Genomic DNA, 10,285 nt, shown 5'->3' on the forward strand with positions numbered 1-10,285 from the left:
CGCGTGACGACGGCGGGGTGGTCGTGGTCTGATGACGCCGCCACACGCGACGGCAGTGGAGGAAGCCCGGTGAGATTCCGGCGCGGTCCCGCCACTGTGAGCCGGTTCTCCGGTCAGTCAGGAACTCCCGCCGTCGCCTCCTGCCACCTCCGGGCGTGGACACCCGGGGAGAGGACGCGTGCTCCCGTGCGCCGTATCCGCGCATGACCTATCCCTTCACCGCCGTCGTCGGCATGGACGACCTGCGGCTGGCCCTCCTGCTCAACGCCGTCTCCCCCGCCGTGGGTGGCGTGCTGGTGCGCGGCGAGAAGGGCACCGCCAAGTCGACGAGCGTCCGCGCGCTCGCCGCCGTGCTGCCCCCTGTGGACGTCGTCACCGGCTGCCGGTTCGGCTGCGACCCGGCCGCCCCCGACCCGGCGTGCCCGGACGGCCCGCACGAGCCCGGCGCGGCTGCGCGGAGCCGCCCGGCGCGGCTGGTCGAGCTGCCGGTCGGCGCCTCGGAGGACCGGCTGGTCGGATCCCTGGACCTGGAGCGGGCGCTCACCGAGGGCGTGAAGGCCTACGAGCCCGGCCTGCTGGCCGCCGCCCACCGCGGGGTGCTCTACGTCGACGAGGTCAACCTGCTGCACGACCACCTGGTCGACCTGCTCCTCGACGCCGCCGCGCTGGGCACGGCGTACGTCGAGCGGGAGGGCATCTCCGTGCGGCACGCCGCCCGCTTCCTGCTGGTCGGCACCATGAACCCCGAGGAGGGCGAGCTCCGGCCCCAGCTGCTCGACCGGTTCGGGCTCACCGTCGAGGTCGCCGCGCCCCACGATCCGGACGTGCGCGCCGAGGTGGTCCGCCGGCGGTTCGCCTCCGACGCCGATCCGGCCGGGTTCACCGCTGCCTGGGCGGCGGAGGAGACCGCGCTGGCCGAGCAGATCGCCGCCGCCCGCGCCCGGCTGCCGCGGGTCGTCCTCTCCGACGCCGCGCTGCGCCAGGTCACCGCCGTCTGCGCCGCCTTCGACGTCGACGGGCTACGCGCCGACCTGGTCACCGCCCGCGCCGCGATCGCGCACGCCGCCTGGTGCGGCCGCGACGAGGTGACCGAGGACGACGTGCGGGTCGCCGCCCGGCTGGCGCTGCCGCACCGCCGCCGGCGCAATCCCTTCGACGCCCCCGGCCTGGACGACGAGACGCTGGAGCAGGCGCTCGCCGACTCACGCCCGGAGGACGGCGGCGACGGCCCGGACGACGAGCCGCCGACCGATCCGTCCGACGGCCCCGACGACGGCGACGGCCCCTCGGGCGGCGGCCCCGGGGACGGCCCAGGCATAGGAAGCAATGCCTACGGATCGGACGGCGAATCGCAGGCAGAGCCTCCTATGCCCGGGGACGGCGAGGGAGCGGGCGAGCCGACGACGGCGCCGCGCGGGGAGGGCGGCGGGCGCACCGACGCGACCGCCGCCGAGCGCCCGGCGGTCGCGCCGTCGGACCCGTTCCGCACCCGTCGCCTCGAGGTCCCCGGCCTCGGCGCCGGAGCGGCCGGCCGGCGGTCCCGGGCCCGCAGCGAGCACGGCCGCGTCGTGGGCGCCACCCGGCCGGCCGGCTCCGTCACCCGCCTGCACCTGCCGGGCACCGTGCTCGCGGCCGCGCCGCACCAGCTCGCCCGCGGGCGCAGCGGTCCGGGCCTGCGGCTGGCCCGCGAGGACCTCCGGCAGGCCACGCTCGAGGGGCGTGAGGGCAACCTCGTGCTGTTCGTCGTCGACGCCAGCGGCTCGATGGGCTCGCGGTCGCGGATGGCCGCGGTGAAGGGCGCCGTCCTGTCGCTCCTGCTCGACGCCTACCAGCGCCGCGACAAGGTCGGGCTGGTCACCTTCCGCGGCGCCGAGGCGGACCTGGTCCTCCCACCGACCTGGTCGGTGGAGGCCGCCGCCGCCCGGCTGACCGAGCTGCCCACCGGTGGGCGCACGCCGCTGGCCGCCGGGCTGCTCCGCGCGCACGAGACGCTGCGCGTCGAGCGGGTCCGCGATCCCCGCCGCCGTCCGCTGCTGGTCGTCGTCACCGACGGCCGGGCCACCGGGGCCCGCGGTGGCGACCACCTGGGCGACGCCCGCCGCGCGGCCGGTCTGCTGGCCGGTGCCGGCGTCGCGGCCGTCGTCGTGGACTGCGAGAGCGGTCCGGTCCGCCTGGGCCTGGCCACCGCCGTCGGCGACGCCCTCGGCGCCCGGACCCTGCGGCTGGACGAGCTGGCCGCCGACGCGCTGGCCGCCACGGTCCGCACCGCCCGGCAGGCCGCCTGATGCCCCGCGGGCAGGTCGAGGTCGTGCCCGCGGACGGGCTCAGCACCCGGCAGCGCCGCAACCGGCCGGTGCTGGCCGTGCACACCGGGGAGATGAAGGGCAAGTCCACCGCCGCCTTCGGGATGGCGATGCGCGCCTGGAACCAGGGCTGGTCGATCGCGGTCTACCAGTTCGTCAAGAGCGCCAAGTGGAAGGTCGGCGAGGAGAACGCGCTGACCGCGCTGGGCCGGCTGCACGCCGAGACCGGCGAGGGCGGCCCGGTGGTCTGGCACAAGATGGGCTCGGGCTGGTCGTGGTCGCGCAAGCACGGCGCCGAGACCGACCACGCCGCCGACGCCGCCGAGGGGTGGGCGCAGATCAAGCGCGACCTCGCCGCCGAGGCGCACCGCTTCTACGTCCTCGACGAGTTCACGTACCCGCTGAAGTGGGGCTGGGTGGACGTCGACGACGTCGTCGCGACGCTGACCGGCCGGCCCGGCAACCAGCACGTGGTCATCACCGGCCGCGACGCCCCCGCCGCGCTCGTCGAGGCCGCCGACCTGGTGGTGGAGATGACCAAGGTCAAGCACCCGATGGACGCCGGCCAGAAGGGTCAGCGGGGCATCGAATGGTGACGGTCCCGAGAGTCGTGGTCGCCGCGCCGAGCAGCAACGCGGGGAAGACCTCGATCGCCACCGGGCTGATCGCGGCCCTCACCGCGCGGGGGCTGACCGTCTCCCCGCACAAGGTCGGCCCCGACTACATCGACCCCGGCTACCACGGCCTCGCCGCCGGCCGGCCCGGGCGCAACCTCGACCCGTGGCTCGTCGGCGAGGAGCGGATCGCCCCGCTCCTCATGCGCGGCGCCCTGCACCCGCGGCCGGCCGACGTCGCCGTCGTCGAGGGCGTGATGGGACTGTTCGACGGCGCGGCGCACCCCTCGGTGGAGCCGGGGTACGCCTCCACCGCGCACGTGGCCCGGCTGCTGCGGGCGCCGGTGGTCCTGGTGGTCGACGCCGCCTCCCAGGCGCACAGCGTCGCGGCGCTGGTGCACGGGTTCGCCACCTTCGACCCGTCGGTGCGGCTCGGCGGCGTGGTGCTCAACCGCGTCGGCAGCGACCGGCACGAGACGATCCTGCGGGAGGCGCTCGGCGCCGCCGGGGTGCCCGTGCTCGGCGCGGTCCGCCGGGACGACCGGCTGCACACGCCCTCGCGCCACCTCGGTCTGGTGCCCGCCGCCGAGCGGTCGGCCGCGGCGGTCGACACCGTGCGCCGGCTCGGCGAGGTGGTCGCCGGCAGCGTCGACCTCGCCGCCGTCCTGGCGCTGGCCCGCTCCGCTCCCCCGCTGGACGCGACCCCCTGGGACCCGGCCGCCGAGGTGCCCGCGGGTGCCGGCCGGCCTCGGATCGCGGTGGCCGGCGGGCCGGCGTTCACCTTCGGCTACGCCGAGAACACCGAGCTGCTCGAGGCCGCCGGCGCGGAGGTGGTGACCGTCGACCCGCTGCGCGTCGAGGCCCTCCCCGAGGGCACCGCCGGGCTGGTGGTCGGCGGTGGGTTCCCCGAGGTGCACGCCGCGGACCTCTCGGCCAACGAGGGCCTGCGGGCCGACGTCGCCGCGCTCGCCGCCCGCGGCGCACCGGTCGCCGCCGAGTGCGCCGGGCTGCTGTACCTGGCCCGGGAGCTCGACGGCGTCCCGATGTGCGGGGTCCTCGACGTGACGACGGCGATGGGCGGCCGGCTGACCCTCGGCTACCGGGCCGCGGTCGCCGCCGTCGACTCGGTGCTGGCCGCGGCCGGCACCCGGGTGCGCGGCCACGAGTTCCACCGCACGACCGCCGACCCCGGCGCGGGGCCGTCCCCGGCCTGGCACTGGGCGCCCGCCGGCGCCGAGGGCTTCGTCCGGGGCGGCGTGCACGCCTCCTACCTGCACCTGAACTGGGCCGGCACACCGTCGGTGGCCGCCCGGTTCGTCACCGCCTGCGCCGCGGCCGACCGATCGGAGCACGCCCGTGCACATCGCTGAAGGTTTCCTGCCGGCCGGGCACGCCCTCGGCTGGACGCTCGCCGCCGCGCCGTTCGTCGCGCACGGGGCCCGGGCGGTCGTCAAGGAGGTCCGGGAGAACCCCGAGTCCACCCTGCTGCTCGGCGCCGCCGGCGCGTTCACCTTCGTGCTGAGCGCGATCAAGCTCCCTTCGGTCACCGGCAGCTCCAGCCACCCGACCGGGACCGGGCCGGGCGCGATCCTCTTCCGCCCTCCGGTGATGGCGTTGCTGGGCACCGTCGTCCTGCTGTTCCAGGCGCTGCTGCTGGCGCACGGCGGGCTCACCACCCTGGGCGCCAACGCCTTCGCCTTCGCGGTCGTCGGCCCGTGGACCGCCTACCTGGTGTACCGGCTGACCCGTGCGGCGGGCGCGGGCCTGCTGCCCGCGGTCTTCGCGGGGGTCGCGCTGGCCGACCTCGCCACCTACGTCACCACGTCGCTGCAGCTGGCGCTGGCCTTCCCCGACGCGAGCACCGGGTTCGCCGGCGCCCTGGTCAAGTTCCTCGGCGTCTTCGCCGTCACCCAGATCCCGCTCGCGATCGGTGAAGGACTGCTCGGCGTGCTGCTGTTCCGGGTGCTCACCGTCAACGCCCGCCCGGAGCTGGAGCGGCTCGGCATCCTGCGGCCCGCCCCGCTCGTCCCCACCGGAGGTGCCGCGTGAGCCGGCGCACGCTGGTCGACGCGCTGCTCGTCCTCGCCGTCGTCGCGCTCTTCGCCGTGCCGCTCCTGGCCGACGGCGGCAGCTCCGAGTACGGCGGCACGGACGCCGCCGTCACCGAGGAGCTGGCGGCCGACGGGTACACGCCCTGGTTCGAGTCGCTGATCAGCCCCGCCGGCGAGGTGGAGTCGGGGCTGTTCGCCCTGCAGGCCGCGATCGGCGGCGGCGTCCTGGGCTACGTCCTCGGCCGGCTGCGGGGTCGCCGGTCCGCCGGGCGACCGAGCACCGCGGGAGCCGACGCCCGGTGACCGGCCTGGCCGTCGACGACGCCGCGTGGGCCAGTGCCTGGCGCCGCCGCGCCCCCGGGGACAAGCTGCTGCTCTGCGCCGGTCTGGTCGGCTGCGCGCTGGTGCTGCCGCCCTGGCCCGGTGCTGCGCTGGTGGCGGCCAGCGCGGTGGCGCTGGCGCTGGGGCCGGCCCGGGTCCCGGCCGGCACGTTCCTGCGCGCGATCCGGTGGCCCCTGGCCTTCATCGCGGTCGGCGCGGTGACGGCGGTCGTCACGGTCGACGCCGGCGGGCTGGGCTGGGCCCCCGACGCCGCCGGGCGGGCGGGTGCGCTCGCGGGGCGGGCGGTCGCCGGCAGCGCCGCGGTGCTGCTGCTGGCCACCACCACCCCGATGTCGGACCTGCTCCCGCAGCTGCGCCGGCTGCGCGTCCCCGCCGCCGTGGTGGAGATCGCCTCGGTCACCTACCGGCTGCTGTTCGTGCTGCTCGACAGCCTGGGCACCGTGCGGGAGGCGCAGGCCGCCCGGATGGGCTGGTCCACCGCGCGCCGCTCCTACCGCTCCGCGGGCCTGCTGGCCGCCGCTGTCCTGACCCGGTCGTGGGACCGGGCCCGGCGCATGCAGGAGGGGCTGGCCGGCCGCGGGATGGAGACCGGGCTGCGGGTGCTGCCCGACGCGCAGCCGTCGTCGCGCCCCTTCCTGGCGTTGGGCCTCGCCCTGCCGGTCGGCATCGCCGCGGTCACCCTGGCGGTGCGGTGAGCCACCGCACGCTGGCCACCTCGGGACTGGTCGCCGGCTACCCGGGTGCGGCGCCGGTGCTGTCCGGCGCCACGGTGTGCATCCCACCGGGCCGGCGGCTGGCCCTGCTGGGTGCCAACGGCTCGGGCAAAACGACGCTGCTGCGCTGCCTGTCCGGGGCGCTGCGGCCGGCCGCGGGCACGGTCACCGTCGACGGCGAGCCGCTGGCGCACACCCGACGCGGGCTGCGCGCGCACCGGCAGGTGGTCCAGCTGGTGCTGCAGGACCCCGACGACCAGCTGTTCAGCGCCTCGGTCGGCCAGGACGTCTCCTTCGGCCCGCTGAACCTGGGCCTGGCCGAGGACGCCGTCCGGGCCCGCGTGGCCGAGGCGCTGGGCCTGCTCGGCGTCGACTCCCTCGCGGAGAGGCCGACCCACCAGCTCTCCTACGGCGAGCGCAAACGGGTGGCGATCGCCGGCGCGGTCGCGATGCGGCCGTGCGTGCTCCTCCTCGACGAGCCGACCGCCGGGCTGGACCCGACCGCGGTCGCCGACACCCTGGCCGCGCTGACCCGGCTGCAGGAGCACGACTCGACGGTGGTCATGAGCACGCACGACGTCGACCTGGCGCTGCGCTGGGCCGACGAGGTCGCGGTCGTCGTCGACCGCACGGTCGTGCAGGGCGCCCCCGGCGCGGTCCTCGGTGACGGCGACCTGCTCGGCCGGGCCCGGCTGTCCCGCCCGTGGGCGCTGGAGGTCGGGGCCCGGCTGCGTGACCTCGGCCTGCTCCCCTCCGGCCCGCTCCCCCGGGACGCCGCGGGGCTGCTCGCGGCGCTCCCCGAGCGTCCGGCGGTGCCGACGTGAGGACCGTGGGCATCGGGTTGAGCTCGGGGGTGAGCGCTGCCGAGGTGCTCGCCGCGGTGGACGCCGTCCTGCCCCCCGCCGCCGGTCCGGTGCGGCTGGCCACCCTCGACACCCGGTCGGCCGAGCCGGGGCTGGTGGCGGCCGCCGCGCGGCGCGGCTGGCCGCTCACCGGCCACCCGGCGGCGGAGCTCGCCGCGGTGCGGGTGCCCGCCCCGTCGGCGACCGTCGCGGACCGCGTCGGCACGCCCTCGGTGGCGGAGGCGGCCGCCCTCCTCGACGGCGGGGTCCTCGTCGTCGGCAAGACGGTGCACGGCCGGGTGACGGTCGCCGTCGCCCGCGCGTCCGACGTCGACACCGCCGACGCCGACGCCGACGCACTGCCCGAGCCCGACGACCGAGGAGGACCCGTGACCACCGACCGTGCCGGCGAGGTGCTGCACCCGGTGGGGCTGCGGCTGGCCGGCCGGCACGTGGTCGTGGTCGGTGGGGGCGCGACGGCGCACCGCGGGGTCGCCGGCCTCCGGGCGGCGGGCGCGCGGGTCACGGTGGTCGGCCCCGCGGTCACCCCGGCGCTGGAGTCGCTGGCGGCGACCGGCCGGATCGCCTGGCACGCCCGGCCCTACGCCCCCGGCGACCTCGGCGGCGCGTGGTTCGCCCTGGCGGCGACGGGCGACCCGGCGGTGGACGCGGAGGTGGCGGAGGAGGCCGAGCGGAGCCGCGTCTTCTGCACCCGGGCCGACGACCCGGCGCTGGCCAGCGCCGTCCTCCCGGTCGCCGGCCGGGCCGGCGACCTCGCGGTGGCGGTGCACGGCGCCGTCGACCCCCGCCGGGCCGCGGGCGTGCGGGACGCCGTGCTCGCCGGACTCGGGGACGGGACGCTGCCCGTGCGGGCGCCGGGCTCCGGCGGCACCGGGAGCGTGGTGCTCGTGGGAGGTGGCCCCGGCGATCCGGGGCTGATCACGGTGCGTGGCCGGCAGGCGCTGGCGGAGGCCGACGTCGTGCTGGTCGACCACCTGGCCCCGCAGTCGTTGCTGACCGCCCTCGCCCCGGGCGCGCAGGTGATCGACGCGGCCAAGCTCCCGCGCGGCCGGTTCATGGCGCAGGAGCGGATCAACGCGCTGCTGGTGGAGCACGCGCGGGCCGGCAAGCGGGTGGTGCGGCTCAAGGGCGGGGACCCGTTCGTCTTCGGCCGCGGCATGGAGGAGCTGCAGGCGTGCACCGCCGCCGGCATCCCGGTCGAGGTGGTCCCCGGCATCACCAGCGCCGTCGCCGTCCCCGCGCTGGCCGGCATCCCGGTCACCCACCGCGGGCTGACCCACGAGTTCGTCGTCGTCTCCGGCCACCTGCCACCGGGGCACCCGCAGTCCCTGGTCGACTGGGCGGCGCTGGGCCGGCTGCGCGGCACGCTCGTCGTGCTCATGGGCGTGGAGACCGCCCCGGCCATCGCCGCCGCGCTGGTCGAGCACGGCCGGGCACCGGAGACCCCGGTCGCGGTGGTCAGCGACGGCTCCACGGCCACCCAGCGGTCGATGCGGACGACGCTCGCAGAGCTGCCCGAGGCCGTCCGCGCCGCCGGCATCCGCCCGCCGGCGGTCTGGGTCGTCGGTGAGGTGGTGAGCCTCGCCACGTCCACGGAGAGCGCGTCGACGGTGCGCCGTGACCCTGCGTGAGACCACGGTCGACCCAGGGACAAAGGTGCGGAGGAAGTGCTCACCCGATCTGGTGACCTCGTCGATCGCCGCCTAGCGTGGGCCCGTCCGGACGGACCCGTCCGTCGCTCAACCGGTGACAGCCGTCCGGACGCCGCCGAACCACCCGCCGGCTCCGGCCGGCAGCAGGACCGGGGACCCATCGCACTCCCGGGGTGAAGCGACCGACTGTCCCCTGGGCCCGCCGGACGCCGGGCGTCTTCCCGCCCGAACCCGTCAGCTAACCCGGTAGGCGGCCGTGGAAGAAAGGACCACCCGCCGAACATGGCGAGTTCGCTCACCCCTGCCCAGCGACGGATCACCGGACGCCGGGCCCTGGTCGCCCTCGTGGCCGCCGGCGGTGTCGCCCTGACGCCGCTCCCCGCGTTCGCCGACCCCGAGCGGCCGACGACCTCCCAGGAAGCCGCCGAGCTGATCGCCGGCCGCGCGCACGACCTCGAGGTGCTCACCGAGCGGTTCAACGAGACCCGCGAGCAGCTCAAGGCGACCCAGGAGGCGGCCGACCGGGCCGCCGAGGAGCTGACCGCCGCGCACGCCGCCCTGGGGCAGGCCCAGGACCGGGTCCGCACCGTGGCCCGCAGCGCCTACACCGGCGAGGGGCTGGGCACCCTCGAGGCCGTGCTGACCAGTGAGTCGGCCGGCGACCTGGTCGACCGGGTCGGTCTGCTCGACACCATCGCCCAGCACAACAACGGCGTGCTGGGCGAGGCGCGCCAGGCCGGCGAGGACGCCGACCGGGCCCAGGCCTCGGCCGAGCAGGCGGCGCGGGACGCCCAGGCGCAGGTCGACCGGGTGGCCGCGGAGCGCACCCGGCTGGACCAGCAGATCGCGGACTACCAGGCGCAGTACGAGCGGCTGACCGAGGAGGAGCAGCGCGCCTCGCGCGCCGCCGCGGAGCGGCACGCCCTCGAGGAGGCCGCCGCACAGGAGGCCGCCGCGCAGGAGGCCGCCGCCGCGGCTGCGGCGCAGGCGCCGTCCGCCGAGGCCCCCGCCCCGGCGGCGCCGCGCGCCTCGGCCCCGGCCGCCGCCGCACCGGCACCGGCTGCTCCGGCGCCGGCTGCCCCGGCACCTCCGGCCCCGCCGGCCCCGACGGGCGGCGGGAGCGGTGCCGCCCAGACCGCGGTGAACACGGCCCTGGCCCAGGTGGGCGACCCCTACGTGTGGGCCGCCGCCGGACCGAACGCCTTCGACTGCTCCGGGCTGGTCCAGTACGCCTACGCCGCGGCGGGCATCTCCGTGCCGCACTCGAGCCGGATGCAGTCGACCATGGGCACCCCGGTGTCCCGGTCGGCCCTGCAGCCCGGCGACCTGGTGTTCTTCTACAGCCCGGTCAGCCACGTGGGCATCTACATCGGGAACGGGCAGATGGTGCACGCCGCGACGTCCGGCGTGCCGGTGAAGGTCGCCTCGATCGACTCGATGGGCGGCTACAACAGCGCCCGGCGGATCGCCTAGCTGACAGCCGCGGGAGCATCGCAGCGAGGCCGGCGCCGACAGGTGAGTGAGCATCGCAGCGAGCGCCGGCGAGCGAGGAGCGGAGCGGACCGCGGAGGTGCCGTCGACTCCGAGCGAGGAGCAGACCGCGGCGCGGAAGCTGGCTGTGTGATCGCCTAGCGGTTCCACCGCACCTGGGGGGGGGGGGGGGGGGGGGGGGGGGGGGGGGGGGGGGGGGGGGGGGGGGGGGGGGGGGGGGGGGGGGGGGGGGGGCGGGGGGGGGGGGGGGGGGGGG

The 10,285-nt window shown here is 77.6% G+C and carries 9 protein-coding genes and 2 riboswitches; all 9 genes read left to right on the plus strand.

The features are described from left to right. Positions 1 to 46 precede the first annotated feature (46 nt). Positions 47 to 137, plus strand: a riboswitch (adenosylcobalamin (AdoCbl) riboswitch). A 66-nt stretch (positions 138 to 203) separates the two neighbouring features. After that, positions 204 to 2,285: a putative cobaltochelatase gene (locus tag ACI79T_RS11360; protein WP_456610169.1), complete on the plus strand. Its 2,082-nt coding sequence runs from the start codon at positions 204 to 206 to the stop codon at positions 2,283 to 2,285. Further along, positions 2,285 to 2,899, plus strand: a complete 615-nt coding sequence (gene cobO, locus ACI79T_RS11365) for a cob(I)yrinic acid a,c-diamide adenosyltransferase (protein WP_456610170.1) — start codon at positions 2,285 to 2,287, stop codon at positions 2,897 to 2,899. The genes ACI79T_RS11360 and cobO overlap by 1 nt, the downstream gene beginning before the upstream one ends. Further along, a complete protein-coding gene (locus ACI79T_RS11370) occupies positions 2,893 to 4,287 on the plus strand; it encodes a cobyrinate a,c-diamide synthase (RefSeq protein ID WP_456610171.1) in 1,395 nt (464 codons plus the stop codon). Before cobO ends, ACI79T_RS11370 begins: the two co-directional genes overlap by 7 nt. Then, on the plus strand, positions 4,274 to 4,966 hold the full coding sequence (locus ACI79T_RS11375) for an energy-coupling factor ABC transporter permease (protein ID WP_456610172.1): 693 nt from the start codon (positions 4,274 to 4,276) through the stop codon (positions 4,964 to 4,966). The genes ACI79T_RS11370 and ACI79T_RS11375 overlap by 14 nt, the downstream gene beginning before the upstream one ends. Next, positions 4,963 to 5,271 carry an energy-coupling factor ABC transporter substrate-binding protein gene (locus ACI79T_RS11380; RefSeq protein ID WP_456610173.1) on the plus strand — a complete coding sequence of 103 codons (309 nt, stop codon included), beginning with the start codon at positions 4,963 to 4,965 and terminating at the stop codon, positions 5,269 to 5,271. The genes ACI79T_RS11375 and ACI79T_RS11380 overlap by 4 nt, the downstream gene beginning before the upstream one ends. Beyond that, a complete protein-coding gene (gene cbiQ, locus ACI79T_RS11385) occupies positions 5,268 to 6,005 on the plus strand; it encodes a cobalt ECF transporter T component CbiQ (protein WP_456610174.1) in 738 nt (245 codons plus the stop codon). Before ACI79T_RS11380 ends, cbiQ begins: the two co-directional genes overlap by 4 nt. Beyond that, positions 6,002 to 6,847 carry an energy-coupling factor ABC transporter ATP-binding protein gene (locus tag ACI79T_RS11390; RefSeq protein ID WP_456610175.1) on the plus strand — a complete coding sequence of 282 codons (846 nt, stop codon included), beginning with the start codon at positions 6,002 to 6,004 and terminating at the stop codon, positions 6,845 to 6,847. Before cbiQ ends, ACI79T_RS11390 begins: the two co-directional genes overlap by 4 nt. Then, a complete protein-coding gene (gene cobA, locus ACI79T_RS11395; protein WP_456610176.1) occupies positions 6,844 to 8,517 on the plus strand; it encodes a uroporphyrinogen-III C-methyltransferase in 1,674 nt (557 codons plus the stop codon). Before ACI79T_RS11390 ends, cobA begins: the two co-directional genes overlap by 4 nt. A 136-nt stretch (positions 8,518 to 8,653) precedes the next feature. Then, positions 8,654 to 8,806: riboswitch (cyclic di-AMP (ydaO/yuaA leader) on the plus strand. Positions 8,807 to 8,820: 14 nt separating this feature from the next. After that, positions 8,821 to 10,011 carry an NlpC/P60 family protein gene (locus ACI79T_RS11400; protein ID WP_456610177.1) on the plus strand — a complete coding sequence of 397 codons (1,191 nt, stop codon included), beginning with the start codon at positions 8,821 to 8,823 and terminating at the stop codon, positions 10,009 to 10,011. Positions 10,012 to 10,285 lie beyond the last annotated feature (274 nt).

Source organism: Blastococcus sp. SYSU DS0619, assembly GCF_054051035.1.